The sequence below is a fragment of the Pectobacterium atrosepticum genome (assembly GCF_000740965.1).
In the GTDB taxonomy this organism is placed as follows: Bacteria; Pseudomonadota; Gammaproteobacteria; order Enterobacterales; family Enterobacteriaceae; genus Pectobacterium; species Pectobacterium atrosepticum.
Window position 1 is genome coordinate 3,527,946 of the sequence record NZ_CP009125.1, and the last position, 20,516, is coordinate 3,548,461.

The 20,516-nt window shown below is 52.3% G+C and carries 21 protein-coding genes; 6 read left to right on the forward strand and 15 right to left on the reverse strand.

Translation table 11 applies throughout. The annotated features are described in order from the left end of the window. Position 1 precedes the first annotated feature (1 nt). The 4 genes from rodZ to ndk form a co-directional block, all read right to left on the reverse strand. Entirely contained in the window at positions 2-1,000 is a 999-nt protein-coding gene (gene rodZ / locus GZ59_RS15585) for a cytoskeleton protein RodZ (RefSeq protein WP_039293020.1), read from the reverse strand. Continuing rightward, positions 990-1,787, reverse strand: a complete 798-nt coding sequence (gene pilW, locus GZ59_RS15590) for a type IV pilus biogenesis/stability protein PilW (protein ID WP_181023438.1) — start codon at positions 1,785-1,787, stop codon at positions 990-992. Before pilW ends, rodZ begins: the two co-directional genes overlap by 11 nt. A gap of 191 nt (positions 1,788-1,978) precedes the next feature. After that, entirely contained in the window at positions 1,979-3,205 is a 1,227-nt protein-coding gene (gene rlmN, locus GZ59_RS15595; protein WP_039293023.1) for a dual-specificity RNA methyltransferase RlmN, read from the reverse strand. Between the two features lie 274 nt (positions 3,206-3,479). Further along, positions 3,480-3,908, reverse strand: a complete 429-nt coding sequence (gene ndk, locus GZ59_RS15600; RefSeq protein WP_039293026.1) for a nucleoside-diphosphate kinase — start codon at positions 3,906-3,908, stop codon at positions 3,480-3,482. A gap of 358 nt (positions 3,909-4,266) precedes the next feature. On the opposite strand from ndk, the gene GZ59_RS15605 reads away from it, so the two are divergent. The 4 genes from GZ59_RS15605 to GZ59_RS15620 all read left to right on the forward strand — a co-directional run bounded on the left by GZ59_RS15605 (position 4,267) and on the right by GZ59_RS15620 (position 9,048). Next, on the forward strand, positions 4,267-5,847 hold the full coding sequence (locus GZ59_RS15605; RefSeq protein WP_039293028.1) for a PTS transporter subunit EIIC: 1,581 nt from the start codon (positions 4,267-4,269) through the stop codon (positions 5,845-5,847). Between the two features lie 13 nt (positions 5,848-5,860). After that, positions 5,861-7,222 (forward strand): 6-phospho-alpha-glucosidase, encoded by a 1,362-nt coding sequence (locus GZ59_RS15610; protein ID WP_011094747.1) that lies wholly within the window; start codon positions 5,861-5,863, stop codon positions 7,220-7,222. A 103-nt stretch (positions 7,223-7,325) separates the two neighbouring features. Further along, positions 7,326-8,195 carry a 3-mercaptopyruvate sulfurtransferase gene (gene sseA / locus GZ59_RS15615; RefSeq protein ID WP_039293033.1) on the forward strand — a complete coding sequence of 290 codons (870 nt, stop codon included), beginning with the start codon at positions 7,326-7,328 and terminating at the stop codon, positions 8,193-8,195. A 67-nt stretch (positions 8,196-8,262) separates the two neighbouring features. Then, positions 8,263-9,048, forward strand: a complete 786-nt coding sequence (locus tag GZ59_RS15620) for a MurR/RpiR family transcriptional regulator (RefSeq protein WP_039293036.1) — start codon at positions 8,263-8,265, stop codon at positions 9,046-9,048. 37 nt (positions 9,049-9,085) lie between these two features. Here the strand turns inward: GZ59_RS15620 and sseB are convergent, their stop codons facing one another. From sseB to trmJ, 11 genes are all read right to left on the reverse strand, one after another. Then, positions 9,086-9,880, reverse strand: a complete 795-nt coding sequence (sseB, locus tag GZ59_RS15625; RefSeq protein WP_011094750.1) for an enhanced serine sensitivity protein SseB — start codon at positions 9,878-9,880, stop codon at positions 9,086-9,088. Between the two features lie 93 nt (positions 9,881-9,973). Then, positions 9,974-11,284, reverse strand: coding sequence for an aminopeptidase PepB (gene pepB, locus GZ59_RS15630; RefSeq protein ID WP_011094751.1), 1,311 nt, complete (start codon positions 11,282-11,284; stop codon positions 9,974-9,976). 272 nt (positions 11,285-11,556) lie between these two features. Further along, the gene (gene iscX / locus GZ59_RS15635) at positions 11,557-11,757 is read right to left on the reverse strand and encodes a Fe-S cluster assembly protein IscX (protein WP_011094752.1); all 201 of its coding nucleotides are present in this window, start codon (positions 11,755-11,757) and stop codon (positions 11,557-11,559) included. 21 nt (positions 11,758-11,778) lie between these two features. Continuing rightward, positions 11,779-12,114 (reverse strand): ISC system 2Fe-2S type ferredoxin, encoded by a 336-nt coding sequence (gene fdx, locus GZ59_RS15640; RefSeq protein ID WP_039293040.1) that lies wholly within the window; start codon positions 12,112-12,114, stop codon positions 11,779-11,781. 1 nt (position 12,115) lies between these two features. Further along, complete coding sequence (gene hscA / locus GZ59_RS15645; RefSeq protein ID WP_039293043.1) at positions 12,116-13,966, reverse strand: Fe-S protein assembly chaperone HscA; 1,851 nt, start codon at positions 13,964-13,966, stop codon at positions 12,116-12,118. A 74-nt stretch (positions 13,967-14,040) separates the two neighbouring features. Then, entirely contained in the window at positions 14,041-14,559 is a 519-nt protein-coding gene (gene hscB / locus GZ59_RS15650) for a co-chaperone HscB (protein WP_039293046.1), read from the reverse strand. A 71-nt stretch (positions 14,560-14,630) separates the two neighbouring features. Continuing rightward, positions 14,631-14,954 (reverse strand): iron-sulfur cluster assembly protein IscA, encoded by a 324-nt coding sequence (gene iscA, locus GZ59_RS15655; protein WP_010307854.1) that lies wholly within the window; start codon positions 14,952-14,954, stop codon positions 14,631-14,633. A gap of 81 nt (positions 14,955-15,035) precedes the next feature. Continuing rightward, a complete protein-coding gene (gene iscU, locus GZ59_RS15660) occupies positions 15,036-15,422 on the reverse strand; it encodes a Fe-S cluster assembly scaffold IscU (protein WP_005970177.1) in 387 nt (128 codons plus the stop codon). A gap of 24 nt (positions 15,423-15,446) precedes the next feature. Beyond that, positions 15,447-16,661: an IscS subfamily cysteine desulfurase gene (locus tag GZ59_RS15665; protein WP_039293052.1), complete on the reverse strand. Its 1,215-nt coding sequence runs from the start codon at positions 16,659-16,661 to the stop codon at positions 15,447-15,449. Positions 16,662-16,942: 281 nt separating this feature from the next. Next, a complete protein-coding gene (gene iscR / locus GZ59_RS15670) occupies positions 16,943-17,437 on the reverse strand; it encodes a Fe-S cluster assembly transcriptional regulator IscR (protein WP_011094757.1) in 495 nt (164 codons plus the stop codon). Positions 17,438-17,556: 119 nt separating this feature from the next. Then, on the reverse strand, positions 17,557-18,282 hold the full coding sequence (gene trmJ / locus GZ59_RS15675) for a tRNA (cytosine(32)/uridine(32)-2'-O)-methyltransferase TrmJ (protein WP_011094758.1): 726 nt from the start codon (positions 18,280-18,282) through the stop codon (positions 17,557-17,559). 136 nt (positions 18,283-18,418) lie between these two features. On the opposite strand from trmJ, the gene suhB reads away from it, so the two are divergent. Together suhB and GZ59_RS15685 are read left to right on the forward strand one after the other, a co-directional pair. Beyond that, a complete protein-coding gene (gene suhB, locus GZ59_RS15680) occupies positions 18,419-19,222 on the forward strand; it encodes an inositol-1-monophosphatase (RefSeq protein WP_011094759.1) in 804 nt (267 codons plus the stop codon). Between the two features lie 172 nt (positions 19,223-19,394). Beyond that, the gene (locus GZ59_RS15685) at positions 19,395-20,513 is read left to right on the forward strand and encodes an ABC transporter substrate-binding protein (protein ID WP_039293054.1); all 1,119 of its coding nucleotides are present in this window, start codon (positions 19,395-19,397) and stop codon (positions 20,511-20,513) included. Positions 20,514-20,516 lie beyond the last annotated feature (3 nt).

A 20,516-nucleotide genomic window follows, 5' to 3' on the forward strand; every position in this document is an offset into this window, starting at 1 on the left:
GTTATTCTGCGGTCAACGTCAGGCGTGCAACCTGACTGCTGCGCACGAATCGACTTAAATCAACCAGCTTACCTTGAAATTTAATCTGTACCGCAGCAGGTGCACCAATTTTAAGTTGATAGGGTGACTGACCATCCAGATTCAACGTGCTGCCATTACGCTGCATGCCGCTGAACAGTTTCTTACCGCTGACATCCGTGACTTCCAACCAGCAATCGGCCGTAAAGGTCATCACCAATGCATGAGCTGCAGAGACCGGATTGCTATCCGCTACCGTAGCCGCAGGTGCGACTGCCCCAGCGCCTAACAATGCGTTACCCGCAGCCTGCGACTGTGTGGCATTCGCCTGTGAAGGTGATTGGCTGGACGGTACAGCAGATGATGAGGTTGTGGAAGAAGGAGGCGTTGACGGTGTCGCCGCGATAGTGGCGGAGAGATCGACTGGCGTTGAAGGCGGTGTCGCTGCAGAACCCGCCGTCAACGTTTCCTGCGGAGCACTGTTATCCATCAGCGGAACGGACTGCCCCTCCGTTTGCGACTGCATAGAACTGGCGTGATCGACCATGCTGTTGATCTCTGCCTGCTGAGCCTGATGGTTTTGCCACCACCACGCGCCCGTCAGCCCCAGAACAACCAGCACGACTAGCCAGGTGATTATCATCAGCCAGCCATCACGCTTTTTGCGGCTTTTTTTCAGCGAAAAACTCTGCATCGGTGAGACCGAGATCGCTTTAGGCACGGCCTGTTTATCCATTATGGGAAGCAGGTTATCTTCAGGTAAATGAACCAACTTGGCATAAGAACGGATATAGCCGCGCAAAAAGGTCGGCGCTAAATCGGCAGGGGTTGTACCGTCTTCAATATCTCGAACGGTGGTGATTTTAAGGCACAAACGCTCGGCAATAGTTTGCTGAGTCAGCCCAAGGCGTTCACGCGCCTCACGCAGACGTTCGCCAGGTAGTTTTGCTTCTGTTGTATCTTGGGTGGTTTCAGTATTCATTAGCTAAGAAATGCTGGTACTGTTTAGATTGTGGAAAACTTCGCGCCAGCACGTTGCCATAACGTTCTTTATCGCCATCATGGCCCGCTAACGCGGCGAAACGAATCTGTAACCATAAGCTTTCGGCACTGGCCGGAAGAATATGCTGATAAACATCAAGCAGCAGCCGCGTTTGCTCATTTTTCCCGGCAGAAAACTGTTTGTTTGCTTCTGCCAGCAAAGCACTGCCTTTCGTCGGGTCATGTTTCAGCGCCCGACTTAATAAATTGCGCGCGTTTTCAGTCTGTCCAGCATTGAAAAAACAGTATCCTGCATTTTCCAACGCATCAGCAACCTGACTGTAATCAGGAAGTTGTGCAGCCGCACTAAACTGTCGCTGTGCCGCTACATACTGCCCTAAACTACACAGAAACGCACCGTAATTATTCATGACGCTGCCATTTTCCGGCGCCCTGTTCAACACATGCTGATAACGCTGTTCAGCCAGACGGTTTTCACCTATTCGCTGCTCGTAAAGCGCCATCCCCAATTGCGTTCGATAATCCTGCGGAGCAATCGCTACCGCCTTCTCAAGATTTTGCCGAGCCGAATCCAGATTATTGTGCGCGAGGTACGCCAACCCAAGCTGCAAACGGGTTTGGGCGACCGCTGGATTTGTCGTCTGCTGAGGCGAAGGTACACACCCTACCAGCAGCAACATCGCAAACAGGCTACTCAGCCAATACATTCCCTGTGATAACGCTATTCCATGTAATAAAGACAGTCCCTGTGCTAGAGGCTTCGTCATCCCTGTTCTCCCTCGCTTGTCGTCCTTGGCAAAGAGGTTACCTGAATATGAACAGAGTGGCAGTCGTACCTGACAACAACGCGGCGCACTTCGCAGTTTGCCCGCTTTTGCCCTGCAAATTACGTTGGTAAAAGGACATCGGCGGCAAGACGTCGGGTTAGCGCTTTCGCGTTAACCCGCGCCATTCGTTATCAGACCGCTTTCACTGCGATAGGTTCACCCGCCATTTTCTTCTTCAGCGTACGCTTGGTTCTATCCACGACTTCACCGGCCAACTGACCGCAGGCAGCATCGATGTCATCCCCACGGGTTTTACGTACGATCGTCGTGAAACCATACTCCATTAGCACTTTGGAGAAACGGTCAACGCGGCTGTTTGAGCTGCGGCCATACGGCGCGCCGGGGAACGGGTTCCACGGAATCAGGTTAATCTTGCACGGCGTATCTTTCAGGCATTCAGCCAACTGATGCGCATGTTCAGTGCCGTCATTGATATGATCCAGCATCACATACTCAACGGTCACACGGCCCTGATTCGCATTGGATTTTTCCAGATAGCGACGCACCGCACTCAGGAACATTTCGATGTTGTACTTTTTGTTGATCGGCATGATTTCGTTGCGAATGTCGTCGGTCGGCGCATGCAGTGAAATCGCCAGCGCAACATCGATCATATCGCCCAGTTTATCCAATGCAGGCACGACGCCTGACGTGGACAGCGTCACGCGACGCTTGGACAAACCAAAGCCGAAATCATCCAGCATGATTTCCATCGCTGGCACCACGTTAGTCAGGTTCAGCAGCGGTTCGCCCATTCCCATCATCACTACGTTGGTGATCGGGCGCTGACCGGTAACTTTAAAAGCACCGATGATCTTCGCTGCACGCCACACCTGACCAATGATTTCCGATACGCGCAGGTTACGGTTAAAACCCTGCTGAGCCGTTGAACAGAATTTGCACTCCAGCGCACAGCCGACCTGAGACGATACGCACAGCGTGGCGCGCTCTTCTTCTGGAATATAAACCGTTTCGACCCGTTGGCCACCCACCAGAATCGCCCACTTGATAGTGCCATCGGAAGAACGCTGTTCGTCCACCACTTCGGGTGCGCGAATTTCAGCGATTTCCTGCAATTTAGTGCGGAAGACTTTATTGATATCCGTCATCTGGTTGAAGTCATCACAGCAGTAGTGATACATCCACTTCATGACCTGATCGGCACGGAACGGTTTCTCTCCCATCGACATGAAGAGGTCACGCATTTGCTGACGATTAAGATCCAGCAGGTTAATTTTCCCCACACTGGCTTTGACGGATTGAGAGGCATCAGCAGACGCCGGAGAGAATTCAGACACGGTTTGCTCAGATACGATAGTTTCAGACACGATGATTTCAGACGCGATTTGCTTAGACATTGTAGATCCTGGCCTCGTTGTTACACGTTATGGCGCTAAAAAAAGAGGGTTGAGTTCGATGGTAATGACCAAAGAAACGCCCCGGGCAAGTGCAGGCTCATCCGGGGCGCAGCATTGTACAAAGTTTAAAACAGGTAAGCTACCATCACCGCTTTTTTTTCTGTGTCATCGCTTCAGTGCCGCGCACTGGCTCGGTGAAAAAGGGCAACATCACAAGTGCTCATCTGTTATTACACACAAAACCAATCATGCGTAACATGACACACACGCAAAATTACGCGCGCGGGCAGATTTCGTCGTCGCTGAAGAAATAAGCGATTTCACGTTGAGCAGATTCGATAGAATCTGAACCGTGTACTGCGTTCGCCGTGAAGCTGTCCGCGTAATCAGCACGCAACGTTCCTGCCAGCGCGTTGGCTGGGTTCGTGGCACCCATGATGTCACGGTTACGTTGAACGGCGTTTTCACCTTCCAGCGCCTGTACCATGATCGGGCCAGACATCATAAATTCAATCAGGCCATCAAAGAACGGCTTGCCTTTATGCTCAGCGTAGAAACCTTCCGCTTGCTCACGGCTCAGGCGCAGCATTTTAGACGCAACAATGGTAAAACCTGCGCTTTCAAAACGTGCATAAATCGCACCGATAGCATTCTTGGCAACCGCATTAGGTTTTACGATGGAGAAGGTACGTTCTATCGTCATATTGACCTCATTAACTAAACTGTCAGATTGCAGCCGGATTATAATAATTGTTATCCGACCGGTGAAAGTGGCGCAAATTATAGGGGCAGAGACCTTTGTTGCCTACCAAGGAGATAACATTTTATTAAAAAAATATTACCTCTCATTTTCTCTTCATTAACGATTGCGCATCGCGCTTTTTCGTTCCCCACCGCACCTGTACTGAATGTAACAAATCATCGGCGATCACAGTTCTGAAGGTTACTTGTAACGTTATAGGTTATTTGTTTTTAAAACAATAAGATAACTGGAATCCTTTTGGCATTCACTGCTAGCCTTGCTGCTGTACCCACCATAATGGCCAGTAAGAGGGCTGATAATGAAAAGAGCGGTCAACGCATTGCAAAATTTCGGCAAGTCCCTGTATGGGCCGGTGCTGATACTTCCGATTGTCGGGCTATTCATCGCATTTGGGAACGTATTCGGTAACGGCAACTTAGCAGGCTATGTCCCTTTACTTAATCACCCCTTAATTCAGGATTTTGGTCAACTGGTTTCCAAATCTGCCGTGGCGATTCTGGCTAACCTCGCGTTAGTGTTCGCCGTTGGGATTCCTATCGGGTTGGCAAAGCGCGACAAGGGTTATGCCGCACTGATCGGTCTAGTGATGTTCATCATCTTCATTAATGCCATGAATATCACGCTGCAGTTACAGGGCAAGCTCGTGTCAGCCGCCGAGATGCGCCCCGCAGGGCAAGGTATGGTACTGGGCGTTCAGGTGCTGGAAATGGGCGTTTTCGCCGGTATTCTGATCGGAGGATTCGCTGGCTATTTGTATAACCGCTATTCCAGTAAACAGTTTAACGGCGTCATGGCGATCTATTCTGGCCACTGCTTCGTCGCCATTCTGGTTATTCCGTTAGCGATTGCGCTGGGCTTTGCAATGAGCACCCTGTGGCCATTTGCTCAGCACGGCATCACCTGGCTGGCCTTCGCCATCAAAGGTGCAGGCCCTGTTGGCATCGCAATTTATGGCTTTCTGGAACGCATTCTGATCCCCACCGGGCTGCATCATTTGGTCTATACCCCGTTCTTATACACCGAACTGGGTGGAACGGCCGAGGTATGCGGCAAGCTGTATCAGGGCGCACGCAACATCTACTTTGCTGAAATGGCCTGTCAGGACGTCAAACAGCTGAGCTCGACCGTGGTCTGGGATGCACGCGGCATCAGTAAAATGTTTGGTCTCACTGCCGCAGCGTTGGCGATGTACATCACGGCGAAGCCAGAAAAACGTCTGGCGGCGAAAGCCATTTTGATTCCGGCCGCTTTTACCTCTTTCTTACTGGGCGTCACCGAGCCGCTGGAGTTCTCCTTCCTGTTCGTCGCTCCTATGCTGTTTGCCGTCCACGCGGTGCTCACCGGCATAGGCATGATGCTGTTCTCCATCATGGGCGTGCATGCGATCGGTGCCAATGGCGTCATCGACTTCCTGCTCTATAACCTGCCGCTAGGCGTCGAGAAATCTAACTGGCCGATGTACATCGCGGTCGGGCTGACCATGTCAGTGATTTACTTCTTCGTCTTCCGCTTCCTTATTCTGTATTTCGACATGCCAACACCAGGGCGTGAAACCGATGAGGAAGAGACGCGTCTCTATTCTAAAAACGAATATCAGACCAAATCCGAGCATCAGGTAAAAGCGCAGGACGCCGTGAAAGGTGATGCCCAGCTTGTCGGGGCCACCATTATCGCGGGACTGGGCGGCAAACCCAATATCGAGGTGGTGGATAACTGCTACACCCGCCTGCGGGTCACGCTCATCGACCCAGCTTTGGTAGACGAACAACAGCTTAAGAACACCGGTGCGAAAGCCGTTATCCGACAGGGTAACAACGTACAGGTGGTTTACGGACTTCACGTCAAAACTATACGCGAAGCAGTTGAAAACGCGCTTTAACAGGAGACTGACCATGACGAAACCCCCATTTATTCTGACAATTGCCGGTGGCGGCAGCACCTATACCCCGGGCATCGTAAAAAGTCTGATGGTACGTCTTGCGGATTTCCCGCTGGCTGAGATTCGTTTGTATGACATCGACGGCCAGCGGCAGGACATCATCGCACCGGTGGTGGAAAAGGTGATTCGCGACCACAGTGACAGCATCGTCTTTACCGTCACGACCGATGCGGAAACCGCGTTTACCGGCGCTCACTTTGTTTTTGCACAGATGCGCGTCGGCCAGTACAAAATGCGCGAACAGGACGAGAAAATTCCACTACGCCACGGCGTCGTCGGGCAGGAAACCTGTGGCCCCGGCGGTCTGGCTTACGGCCTGCGCACGATTCTACCGATGGCCGAGCTGATCGATCTAGTGGAACGCTATGCACACAAAGACGCGTGGATCGTCAATTACTCTAACCCCGCCGCGATTGTTGCCGAAGGCGTTCGTCGCCTGCGACCTAACGCCCGCGTGCTGAATATTTGCGACATGCCCGTTGCCGCGATGCGTAACATCGCTGCCGTGCTGGGCGTCGATCGCCACGACATCACGGTGGACTATTTCGGGCTGAATCACTTTGGCTGGTTTACCCGTGTACTGGTCGACGGCGTCGATCGTATGCCAGAACTGCGCGAACACATCGCCCGCTACGGCCTGTTGACCGCCGATGCAGCCGACACCGATCCACAGCATGCCGATCCGTCATGGGTGAAAACATGGCGTAACATCAAACCGATCATGGATCATTTCCCAGAGTTCGTGCCGAATCCGTATTTGCAGTATTACCTGATGCCTAACCAGATCGTTGAACATCAGGATCCGGATTACACACGCGCCAACGAAGTGATGGACGGACGTGAGAAGAAACTATTTGCAGCCGCCGCCAGCTACAAGGAAACCGGTATTCTGCCGGATGCGTTCCACGTTGGCGTGCATGGTTCGTTCATTGTTGACGTCGCCTGCTCGCTGGCGTTCGATCTCCGTCAGCGTCATCTGGTCATCGTCGAAAATAAAGGCGCCATCGCCAATCTGCCTTACGACGCGATGGTGGAAGTCCCCGCTTATATCACCGCCCAAGGGCCGGAACCCGTGCGCATGGGGAATGTACCGCAGTTCCATCGTGCCTTGCTGGAACAGCAGTTGGCGTCCGAACAATTACTGGTGGAAGCCACGTTGGAAGGCAGCTACGAGAAGGCGTTGCAGGCATTTACCCTGAACCGTACAGTGCCGACCATGCAGCACGCTAAAGCGATTCTGGACGATATGATTGAGGCCAATCAGGATTACTGGCCGCAATTAAAACAAGCATATAGAGACGGTATCGCCCAATAATCTGCGACTTGTAGGATTACGGAAAATCGCTGACAATGAATCTATCATTGCACATCAATGATAGATTCGGGGCCGAATTCATCGGCCCCAACGTGGAGGATCTATGTCAGCATCGTCTTCTGATTTGCCCGTTTCTCATGAGCGGTTTGTCTCCGCTGATTGGCTTGCCAGCCACCTGAATGACAGCAGTATCACGCTCATTGACGCCCGAATGTTGCCACCGGGTAACGACACCCGTGATATTCATGCCGAATACCGCGCCGCTCATCTGCCCGGCGCGGTTTTTTTTGATATTGAAAACCTATCCGATCACAGCACCGATCTGCCGCATATGATGCCAACTTGCGAAAACTTCGCACGCGCGATGGGTGAACTGGGGATCGATAACCAGCAGCATCTGGTGATTTACGATGAAGGTAACCTCTTCTCCGCCCCCCGCGCATGGTGGATGCTGCACACCTTCGGCGCGGCATCCATTTCAATTCTGAGTGGTGGTCTGGCTGGCTGGAAAGCGCAGAATCTGCCGCTGGAACAGGGCGATGTGGCGAGTAAGCCCGTCACGTTTCACGCCACGTTGGATGAAAACGCCATTCGCTCACGCGACGACGTGCTCTCAATCAGTCGGAATAAATCAGAGCAGATTGTCGATGCCCGCCCCGCTCAACGCTTTAATGCCGAAGTAGACGAACCGCGTCCCGGCCTGCACCGTGGTCATATCCCCGGTAGCCTGAATGTACCGTGGACTGATTTGGTGAATAATGGTGCGCTGAAGCCTAATGCCGAACTGGCGACCATTCTGCATAAGCACGGCGTGGATTTCACTCGCCCTATCGTCGCCAGTTGTGGTTCCGGCGTAACGGCATCCGTCGTGGTGTTGGCACTGACGCAGTTAAATGTCCCCAATGTGACACTGTACGACGGATCGTGGAGCGACTGGGGTAGCCGCGATGATGTCCCGATTGCGCGCGATTAGCCCCGCACGGTATTTTGTTGTCAGTCTATTTATTCCTTGTCTATCAGGAATCGCTCAGGAGTAGCAGGTGGATAATCGGCTGGCATCGTTAATGCAGCACGGTCAGGCGCTGACGCGCGCGGAATATCGCGTGCTGGCTTTTATCGCCGAACATTCATCGCTGATCGGCAAGATAACAGTGCGGGAACTGGCGCAGAAAACCTATGTATCTACGGCGACTATCATGCGGCTGTGCCAGAAAATCGGCTTTAGTGGCTATAGTGAATTCATCTATCACTGTAAAACGTTGCTCACGGACAATCCGCGTCTCGCTCCCTCACCTGTCGTCACGCCCGATGATGCGTCGCTGCCTGATGCTTTCCAGCATTTTATCGACAATTATCAGCGCACATTTGCCTACATTAGCCATCAGGATAGAGCAGCCTTCGGCGCTATCCTGCGGCAGGAAAGTCACTTTTTTCTGTACGGCGCAGGGTTTTCCCATTTGTTTGCCGAATATTTGGCGAAGAAGCTTCAGGTGCTGGGGAAAGATGCGTTCTCTTCCGGGTTAGGCGACAGCAGAGGTATTTTTCTCAATAACGCGCCAAAGTATCAGGTGTTTATCGCGATCTCTCGCAGTGGGGAAACCGAGCAAGTGCTGGATAAGGCGCGTATCGCCAAAAACATTGGTATGAAGGTGATTGCCTTTACCCGCGCGTCGTTGAACTCATTAGGCGAGTTAGCCGATTTGCACTTCCGGCTCTACGATGATGCGGTTCACTATGCAGCGGAAGCGGGCGAGATTAGCTCATTTGAATCGAATCTGGTGATGCTGATCGATTTACTGTTGTTACAGGCAACAGCGGAAAAATAGTAATCCGCTGTCGCCGTCATTAGATCTACACTCGGTATTACGCGTTGCCGCTTCCCTTAAACTCCCTCAGGAAACTCCCCCACTTGCGCTCGTAGAACGGCGTGGTGTGTTTAATCATGTAATGACTGATGCCCGGCTCGCCTTCCTTCACCAGACACAGGTCGACAGGACGATCGTCCGGTAAGGTATCGCTAGCGACGCTGCCTGCTTCACGAATGATGGTTTCCTCATCCTGATCGACATCAATACCAATCAGCAGATGCGGCTGTTCTTCACCCGGTTCCTGAATCTGTGCCAGAAACGCCCGTTTTACATGGCGATGCTTGGTAAAAAGCTGTGTCAGAGAGTCAATCATCTGTGCTGGCATCTCAGCTGGCTGGCTCAGCATGACCTGCATATCGTCTTCAACAACGCGCTGTTGAACAAAGCCGTTACCTTCGCCAGACAGAATATGTTCAATTTCCTGCGGCAGAAATTCTTTGCCATACGGAAGCTTAGGATTGAGGAACAGCGTAACACCCTGCGTTATTTCAAACAGAGAGCGCACTGGCAGTGCCAGAAAAGACGCTTCTTCCGTAATCACGCTCTGTAACGCTTCCAGAGAAGAGAAGAAAGGAATGGCGGACGAACCATCGTCTTTTTCCCAGTGCTGAATGTTCACATTACTGCCCGCATGCAACACCGTCTCACCGGATTCATCCCCGTCATCAGTACTGCCCAGCACGAATACAGTGGCTTCCATCAGTTCGCTGAAAAACTCAGGGCGATGCGCGGGCTCCATTGCGGCCAGAATCAGCACTTCTTCCAGTTTATTACGTGGCGAAAACTCCATACTTTCCTCAACATGATTACGTTAAAAACCGGCGCGTTGAGGCCGGTTTTATTTCTCAACACATTCTGTAAATAGCAGACAAGCCTGAACCGACTACTTGGCGTTGCTCAGCAGGAGATTCGCCAGCGTGCGCACGCCGAGTCCCGTCGCGCCCGTCGCCCACTGATCAACCGCACCTTTGCGGTACGTTGCGGAACAGTCGATGTGCAGCCAGCCCTGCTGATAATTTTTCACAAAGTGCGACAGGAAAGCGGCTGCCGTGCTGGCACCGGCGGTGTGTGCACCACTGGCAATATTGTTCAGATCGGCAAAGCTGGACGGCAGATGGCTGCGGTGGAACTCTTCCAGCGGCAGGCGCCAGAACGGCTCATTTTCTTCTTTCGCACTTTCCTGCAATGCCGCAACCAGCTCATCATCAAAGCTGAACAGCGCGTGATAATCGTTGCCCAGCGCCATTTTCGCTGCGCCCGTCAACGTTGCACAGTCAATGATCCACTGCGGATTCTGCTCGGAAGCATCAATCAGACCATCCGCCAGTACCAGACGCCCTTCCGCGTCAGTGTTCATCACCTCAACCGTTTTACCGTTGCGATAGCGAATGATGTCGCCCAGTCGGAATGCATTGCCGCTCACCATGTTGTCTGCGCAGCACAGATACAGTTTCACTCGCTGTTGCAAACCGCGTGACGCTGCCAGCGCCAGTGCCCCCGTCAGAGTAGCCGCACCGCCCATATCTGACTTCATGGAATCCATTGATCCACTCGGCTTCAGGCTATAGCCGCCGGTATCAAACGTAATACCTTTGCCCACCAGACAGGCGAACACTGGCGCATCCGGGTTACCCGTCGGGTTATAGTCCAACGCCAGCAGCACCGGCTGACGTTCAGAACCGCGACCGACCGTGTACAGACCGGCATAATTCTGTTCACGCAGATCTTCACCTTTGGTGATGCGGTAGTTAACGGCATCACATGCCACGTCACACAGCAGATCGACCGCGCGGGTCGCCAGTTGTTCTGGCCCCAAATCTTCAGCAGGCAGGTTGATGGTGTCACGAACCCAGTCAACAATCTTCAAGCGGTCATTCAGCTCTTTCTTGTCGGCATCGTTCAGCTCCGCCCATTCAACCGTTCTTTGCCCTTTCGGCCCACGATAACCCTGCCAGAATGCCCAGCTGTTTGCCAGATCCCAGCCTTCACCCGCTAACGTAACGTGTTTGATCCCCTGCCCGTCGATTTTGCGGGCGGCACGCTGGATCGTTGCCAGTGCAGCTTTGCCATTCAGTGACGTCGTGCCAACATGAATGGTAAAACCCTGCTCATTCACACTCAGCGTTGCTTTTTCTCCCCAGCGCGCGTCAGCTGGTTGAGTCGAGAGTGAAATCAGCATGGTATTGTTCGTCATAGTGCTTCTCCGATAATGGATATTCCTGCCACTTTTCATGTTTGCAGGTGCTTTTCATGTTTGCAGATACATAAACCGTGCATCATGACATGAAAATGTTACGAATTTTGGCACGAAAATAAAATGGGCCACCAGCCTAATAATGGTCACGTAAGTCTCATACCAGGAGAAACACGGGATGAGGTTCCCGCAGGGATACCTCGCCCCGTGGTCACTCCATGTATCTCGGTTCTCAAACGCTCGGCATTAACCTAGTAGCCCCGTCATATTACTTAGTCGGCTTCATCTAACCAGACCAGTAAGATCGCTTCCAGAATTTTTTCGTTGGAGCCGTCCGGTCGATCGTCAAATTCATCCAGCTCGCAGACCCACTGGTGCATATCTGTGAAACGCACGGTTTTCGGATCGAGATCGGGAAACTGGTCGTAAAGTGCTTCGCCAATAGCCCGACTGTCTGTCCATTTTAATCCCATAACGGTTCCTCCCTATTCAGATCAATGCTCGCGCGCGTGGTTGATCGTATAGCGCGGGATCTCGACGATGAGATCGTCTTCGGCGACACGTGCCTGACAGCCCAGACGGCTTTCCGGTTCCAGCCCCCAGGCCTTATCCAGCATGTCGTCTTCTTCTTCTGTGCTTTCTGCAAGCGAGTCAAAGCCTTCACGCACGATGCAATGGCAGGTGGTGCAGGCACAGGATTTCTCGCAGGCATGCTCAACGTCAATACCGTTACGCAGGGCGACTTCCAGTATACTTTCACCGCGTTCCGCTTCCAAAACCGCGCCTTCAGGACACAAATCCTGATGCGGTAAAAAGACTATCTTAGGCATGTTACACCTCATCCACAGAATGGCCTGCCAGCGCACGACGGATAGAGGCATCCATACGACGGGCGGCGAATTCCTGGGTTTGTTGATCGACTGTTTTAATCGCGGCTTCAATTGCCACGGGATCGCTTCCCTGCATCATCGTATGCAGGTGTTCGGATGCCGCGACAATGATACCTTTTTCGTCATTACTCAATAACGCTGCGTCGGCCACCAGTGCGCTTTGCAAGCTTTCCAGCACGCGTGCCGCCTCCACTTTTTGCTCTGCCAGACGACGCGCCCCGACATCTTCCTTCGCATTCAACATCGAGTCGGTGATCATCGTGGCAATTTCCGTATCGCTTAAACCGTACGACGGTTTAACCTGAATAGAAGCCTCGACGCCCGTCGATTTCTCCATCGCTGTAACGCTCAGTAAACCATCTGCATCGACCTGAAAAGTCACGCGAATATGAGCCCCTCCCGCAGGTAACGACGGTAGGCCACGCAGTGAGAAGCGGGCAAGCGAACGGCAATCCGCCACCATTTCGCGCTCCCCCTGCAAGACGTGGATCATCATGCCGCTCTGGCCGTCTTTAAAGGTTGTGAATTCCTGTGCGCGGGCAACCGGGATCGTGGTATTGCGCGGAATGATTTTTTCCACCAGCCCGCCCATAGTCTCAAGCCCCAGCGACAAGGGGATCACGTCCAGCAGCAGCATTTCACTGTCCGGCTTGTTGCCGACCAGAATATCAGCCTGAATCGCCGCGCCGATCGCCACAACCTTGTCAGGATCGATAGACGTCAGCGGTGTACGACCAAAAAATGTCCCCACCTGCTCACGCACCAATGGAACACGCGTCGATCCGCCGACCATCACCACTTCCTGCACGTCTTCTGCCATCAGCCCCGCATCTTTCAGCGTACGACGACAGGACAGCAGCGTCCGTTTCACCAACGGAGCAATCAGTGCATCAAGCTGTTCACGGGTGATAGTCCCCAGCCAGCCAGCAACATTCACACCTATCGAATCAGCGCTGCTGAGCGCAATTTTGGCTTTCACCGCCGCGTCACGAAACGCATGCTCCAACTGGCGATCGTCACGATCGTGAACACCTGCCTGTTCGCGCAGCCACTCGGCCAGCAGATGATCGAAATCATCACCGCCCAGCGCAGAATCACCGCCAGTCGCCAGCACTTCAAAGACACCACGGCTTAAGCGCAGAACGGAAATATCAAAAGTACCGCCGCCCAGATCGTAAATGGCGATCACGCCTTCTTTACCGGAATCTAGCCCGTAGGCAATCGCCGCTGCGGTTGGCTCGTTGAGCAGACGTAATACGTGCAGCCCAGCCAGACGCGCCGCATCTTTGGTACCCTGACGCTGTGCGTCATCGAAATATGCGGGAACGGTAATTACTACACCATCCGGCACGCCGCCTAGCGCAGATTCCGCACGCGCAGCCAGCGCAGACAAAATATCCGCAGACACCTGCACGGGATTCAGGTTACCAGCCGACGTCTGAATCAGCGGCAAGCCGTTATCGCTGGCGTGAAAACGGTAGGGTAAATGAGGGTAACGCTGCTGAATGTCGGCCAGAGAACGCCCCATCAGGCGTTTGACTGAACTGACGGTGTTTTCCAGATCGTGGACAGCATTGTCGCGCGCGTGCCAGCCGACGCTGTAGCCATCGTGACGATAGTGGACAACCGACGGCAGCAGATCGCGCCCGTCGCTGTCCGTCAGCGTTTGAGCTTCGCCGCTGCGCACGGTGGCAACGAGAGAATGGGTGGTGCCTAAATCAATACCGACGGCCAGACGTCGCTGGTGCGGTGCCACACTGAGACCTGGCTCACTAATTTGTAATAAGGCCATATTGAGCTTCCATCAATTGGCTGGCGAAAGCCCTGTATGGCAATCACCATCGGGTTTCTCGCCGGATTAACGAGTTATCTGTCCAGCAATTGTTCTTCGAGTTCTTCAACCTGTTGCTGGAGTTTGTCTAAAAAGCGTAGCTTGCGCACGGTGTCCGCAGCGTCTGTCCACGTCTCATTATCCAGTTCATGACGCATATGAGAACGACGAGTGCCAATCATGACCTGCAACCGCTCGGCGAAGGTCGTCAGTGCCTCATCGGCATCCGATCGCTGAGAGATCGTATCCAACTCTTCGCGCAGTTCAAGCTGTTCCATCAGGAATGCCGTGTCCCGCATCGTGTGCTGCTCGTTGTTCACATCAAAACCGTGCAACGACAGCATGTACTCCGCGCGTTTCAGCGGGTGTTTTAGCGCCTGATAGGCGTTATTGATCGTCGCCGCCTGCTGTACAGCCAGCATACGCTCGCGCTCTGGGCTGGTAGCATAACGGTCAGGATGAAACTGACGCTGCAAATCCTGAAAACGGGATGCAAGCAGGCTACCATCCACATCATAGCGAATAGGCAGCCCGAATAACGTAAAGTAATCCATAGTGGTACTCTGGGAGTGTTGGGTAGCAGCGCGTGTCATTAATCGATAGTACGCTCACTACCCAAGAGGGGTCAGACGTTGAAACTTTCGCCGCAACCACATTCGCCGGAAATGTTAGGATTATTGAACTTAAAGCCTTCGTTCAGCCCTTCTTTAACGAAATCCAACTCCGTTCCGTCAAGATAGACCAAGCTTTTGCCGTCTACGATGACTTTGACGCCTTTGTCTTCAAAGACAGTGTCACCGTCGTTCAAATCATCAACAAACTCCAACACATACGCCATACCGGAACAGCCGGATGTCCGTACGCCAAGACGCAGCCCAAGGCCTTTGCCTCGGTTTGCGATGAAAGCGCTCACGCGTTGCGCCGCACTTTCGCTCAGAGAAATCGACATACTGTTACCTCGATCGTTCGCCAACTCGACGGAATCAGGCACCGATAACCACGGTGCACCCGACGAGCTCAGCCGCAGAGATTACTGCGCGTCGCGTTTACTTTTGTAATCCGCAATCGCTGCCTTGATAGCGTCTTCCGCCAGGATGGAACAGTGAATCTTCACTGGCGGTAGTTCAAGCTCTTCGGCAATCTGCGTGTTCTTAATCGCTTCAGCTTCATTCAGCGATTTTCCCTTTACCCACTCTGTGACCAGCGAGCTGGAGGCAATGGCAGAACCACAACCGTATGTCTTGAAGCGGGCATCTTCGATGATACCTTCGTTGTTGACCTTTATCTGCAACTTCATCACATCGCCGCACGCTGGCGCGCCGACCATGCCGCTACCGATAGAAGGATCGGCGTTGTCAAACGAACCCACGTTGCGTGGATTTTCATAGTGATCAATTACTTTTTCGCTGTAAGCCATGATAGTCGTCCCCGCTCTGGTGAATTAATGATGCGCCCATTCGATGCTGCTGATATCTACGCCCTGTTTGAACATTTCCCACAGCGGAGAAAGATCGCGCAGACGACCGATAGATTTACGCACCAGCTCGATGGTGTAGTCGATCTCTTCTTCGGTGGTAAAACGTCCCAGCGAGAAACGGATCGAGCTATGTGCCAGCTCATCATTCATGCCCAGCGCGCGTAACACGTAGGAGGGCTCCAGACTGGCCGACGTACAGGCAGAACCGGACGATACCGCCAGATCCTTGAGTGCCATAATCAACGATTCACCTTCAACATAGTTGAAACTGACGTTCAGGATATTGGGCACGCCCTGCTCAATATCACCATTCAGGTAGACTTCTTCAATATCATTAATACCGTTCCACAGACGATCGCGCAGCGTACTCAGGCGATCCATTTCTGCGGTCATCTCTTCTTTCGCGATGCGGTAGGCTTCGCCCATACCGACAATCTGGTGCACAGGCAGGGTGCCAGAACGCATGCCGCGCTCATGACCACCGCCGTGCATCTGCGCTTCGAGGCGGATACGGGGTTTACGACGAACATACAGTGCTCCGATCCCTTTCGGCCCATAGATTTTATGGCCGGAGAAAGACATCAGATCCACTTTTAACTGGCTGAGATCGATAGGCAGTTTGCCTACGCTCTGCGTGGCATCAACATGGAACACGATACCGCGACTGCGGCACATTTCGCCGATGGCTGCGATATCCTGCACTACGCCGATTTCATTATTGACGTGCATGATGGAAACCAGAATGGTGTCTTCGCGCATCGCAGCTTCAAGTTCAACCAGATCAATAATGCCGTTGCGCTGCGGTGCCAGATAAGTGACATCGAAGCCTTCACGTTCGAGTTGACGACAGGTATCCAGCACGGCTTTGTGCTCGGTCTTACTGGTGATGATGTGTTTGCCCTTCTTCTGGTAGAAGTTGGCAGCACCTTTAATCGCGAGGTTATCGGCTTCGGTCGCGCCTGACGTGAAGACAATCTCACGTGGGTCGGCACCGACCAGTTCAGCAATTTGGTTACGGGCGATATCAACCGCCTCTTCCGCCTGCCAGCCAAAACGGTGTGAACGGGAAGCCGGATTACCGAACGTACCGTCCAACGTCAAACACTGCATCATTTTCTCAGCGACGCGCGGGTCAACCGGCGTGGTAGCTGAATAATCGAGATAGATAGGTAACTTCATTGCTCATAAACTCCGTACATCACTTCAAAACGTACAATGCGTTTTGTTTTATTGACAGGTTGTTTATACCCGCAACCTTTCGGGCCAGTGCAAAGTTTTACTATTTTATAGTCGGAACAATTTATCGTCGGAATAATTTATAGCCAGATCAACACTGTGACAGTCGCCATAGCACCCGATCCACATTGGGCAACGTGGTCATTGATTAGGCGGCGATCAGAAAGGCAAAACGTGACGAGTAAAGGTACTCGTCACAAGGAACCTGTCACGTTGAAGGTGTATCAGGCGCGCAGGTTAACGTTGATCGTTTCCTGGATGCGCCCATTCGCGGTGCGACGCGTATCAGTATCCTGACGATCCGCAACGTTCAGTACTTCCTTATTATTCACCAGCTCATCCAGCGTGATGTTATTCAGGAAGTCAGTAATACGGTCGCTCAGATCGCGCCACAGCGTGTGCGTCAGGCAGCGATCGCCACCCTGACAGCTTTCGCGGCCTTGGCAACGCGTTGCGTCAACAGACTCATCGACAGCAGAAATAACCATACCAACAGCGATTTCATTCGCGTTTTTACCCAGCAGGTAACCGCCGCCTGGGCCACGAACGCTGGCAACCAGTCCGTTCTTACGCAAGCGCGAAAATAGCTGCTCCAGATAAGACAGTGAAATACCTTGGCGTTCGGAAATATCCGCCAATGGAACTGGTCCTTCCTGGGAATGCAGAGCCACATCGAGCATGGCGGTAACGGCGTAACGGCCTTTGGATGTCAGTCTCATGATAGTGGTACCTGTAGGTAAAACATGTATTATGAAAACATGTATTGGCAGAACATACCGCGAGTCTGACATTCCCGAGTGTTTTAGTCAACTATTTAACCGAGTAAAACACTCAAGTATTATTCGTCGTGTGTTTTTTGTACCGAGCTGAGTATTCCACGCAGGATGTTAAGTTCCTGAGCTTCAGGTCTGGCGCGGGTAAACAAGCGACGCAGCTTGTTCATCACCTGCCCTTGATGTGCTGGTCGGATAAATCCGGTTTGCAGTAACGTCTGTTCAAGATGCTGATAAAAGCGTTCCAGATCGTCGACCAGCGGGTACGGCGATTCTTCATGCTCCGGCTGCCCAGCCTGTAACCGATCCAAATGCGCGATACGGACTTCATAAGCAATAATCTGCACCGCCATCGCCAAATTTAGCGAGCTGTATTCTGGGTTAGCGGGAATCGCCACGTGGTAATGACATTTCTGAAGTTCATCATTCGTCAGTCCCACACGCTCACGCCCAAACACCAGCGCCACCGGCGCGTGCTCCGCTTCCTGCGCACTGCGAACGCCACACTCACGCGGTTCCAGCATCGGCCAAGGCAAAGTGCGGGAACGTGCACTAGTGCCGACCACCAGATTGCACCCTTCGAGCGCCTGATCGAGCGAATCAACAAGGGTGGCATTACCGATAACATCGCTGGCGCCTGCGGCCAACGCAATCGCCTGCGAATCAGGCTTAACCAATGGATTGACTAAATAAAGTTTGCTTAAGCCCATGGTTTTCATCGCCCTGGCCACTGATCCCATATTGCCAGTGTGCGACGTTTCAACCAGAACAATGCGAATATTGTCTAACATTATGTACTCTGTTGTGCGAAAGGAAGTCATGCGAAAAGGAAACCGCCATACCTTAACACAAACTTAGCTATTTTACTTTTCTACTGCTATACTCTGCGCCGCTTTCCGTTCTTTAACATTCCAGTGGACCGATACCATGCATCCGATGCTCAACATCGCTATACGCGCTGCGCGTAAAGCCGGCAATTTGATTGCCAAAAACTATGAAACGCCAGACGCCGTCGAAGCTAGCCAGAAAGGCAGCAACGATTTTGTGACCAACGTCGATCGGGATGCAGAACGTCTGATCATTGAAGTCATCCGCAAGTCTTACCCACAGCACACCATTATTGGTGAAGAATGTGGTGAGCTGGCAGGTGAAGATCCGGCAGTACAATGGGTTATCGATCCTCTGGATGGCACCACCAACTTCATCAAGCGTTTACCCCACTTCGCCGTTTCTATCGCGGTCCGCATTAAAGGCCGTACCGAAGTTGCCGTTGTTTATGATCCTATGCGTAATGAGCTGTTTAGTGCTACCCGCGGTCAGGGCGCACAGTTGAACGGTTATCGTCTGCGCAGCAGTACTGCCCGCGATCTTGAAGGCACCGTACTGGCAACAGGTTTCCCCTTCAAATTAAAACAACACAGCAAAAGTTATATCAACGTTGTTAGCGCACTGTTCACCCAATGTGCGGATTTCCGTCGCACGGGTTCTGCCGCACTGGATCTGGCCTATGTGGCCGCGGGTCGCGTTGATGGTTTCTTTGAGATCGGTCTGAAGCCGTGGGATTTTGCCGGTGGCGAACTGTTGGTACGTGAAGCTGGCGGGATCGTGACGGACTTCGTTGGCGGCCATAACTATCTGGCATCCGGCAATCTGGTTGCAGGCAACCCGCGTGTGGTGAAATCTATTCTGGGCACCATCCGTGAAGAACTGAGCGACGCGCTGAAACGCTAATCTCGACCCACTCCGACCCACTCTCATAAAAATGAACTCGGGTCGGAGTTGTTATTTTTCTTTACATATGAATCCTGTATACGCATTGTTTATCAATATACGATAATAATTATCAAACTCATTACACTGATAACTTCATCACATTGATAAATTGTGAATTAGGATCGCCACCATGTTAAGAAAATCAGCAAGATCGTTCTTCCTGACCGCATTACTCTCCGCCCCACTCTTCAGCTACGCTACCCAATATCCTCTCACCGTTACCGATTTCGACGGCAGAAGTGTCACCATTAAACAAGAGCCGCAGCGCATCATTCTGCAAGACGGCCGCGATATTATGACGATGGCATTACTTGACCGCGATAATCCCTTTCAGCGTCTTGTCGCCTGGAACAATCTGGCGAAAAAACAGGACACGGCAACCTGGGACATGCTGAAAGGAAAATGGCCTGAGTCCGTCGGCATTTTGGATATGGGTTTCAGTGATAAAGGCAACGTCGATTTGGAAAGCGTGCTGTCAAAACAGCCAGACCTGATGATTGCCCAGTTGCGTGCCAAGGCGGCGCTGAAGGAAAGTGGTGTGATTGACAAGCTCAGCGCACTGAATATTCCCGTACTGTTTGTCGATTATGAAGTGAATCCGGCTAAAGATACCGCCTCTAGTGTCGATCTGTTGGGTAAGGTTCTGAATCGTGAAGCCAACGCCAAAGCGTATACCGATTTCTACCGCAAACACCTCGATGCCATTCAGCAGAAAACCGCCGCGATAACCCCAAAACCCAGCGTCTTTATTGAACCGATTGCCGGAAATTCGGATTCCTGCTGCTTCACGCACAGCAACAGCGGCTGGGGCGGATTGATTGAAGCCGTCGGCGCGACAAATATTGGTTCGGGTTTGCTACCGGGTGCATCCGGCTTTGTCTCGCTGGAAAAAATCATCAGCATGGAGCCTGATGCCTACATCATGACGGGCTCTAAACGTGGTAACAGTCAGGTATTACCGTTAGGCTATGGCGCGACTGTCGAAGACGTTCGCACTCAGGCTAATGTGCTGCTAAGCCGCACCGGTATTAGCCAGATCCCAGCGGTTCAGGCTAAGCACGTCTATGGTATTTACCACCATTTCTACAACCATCCTTACAACATTGTTGGTATGGAATATCTGGCAAAAGATATTTATCCTCAAGCGTTTGCCAGCTTGAACCCTGATGACACGTATCACCATATCATTCAAAATTTCACCTCGCTGCCTGACAGCGACTTTATCTTTGCCTGGAAACAAGGTGAGTAATTT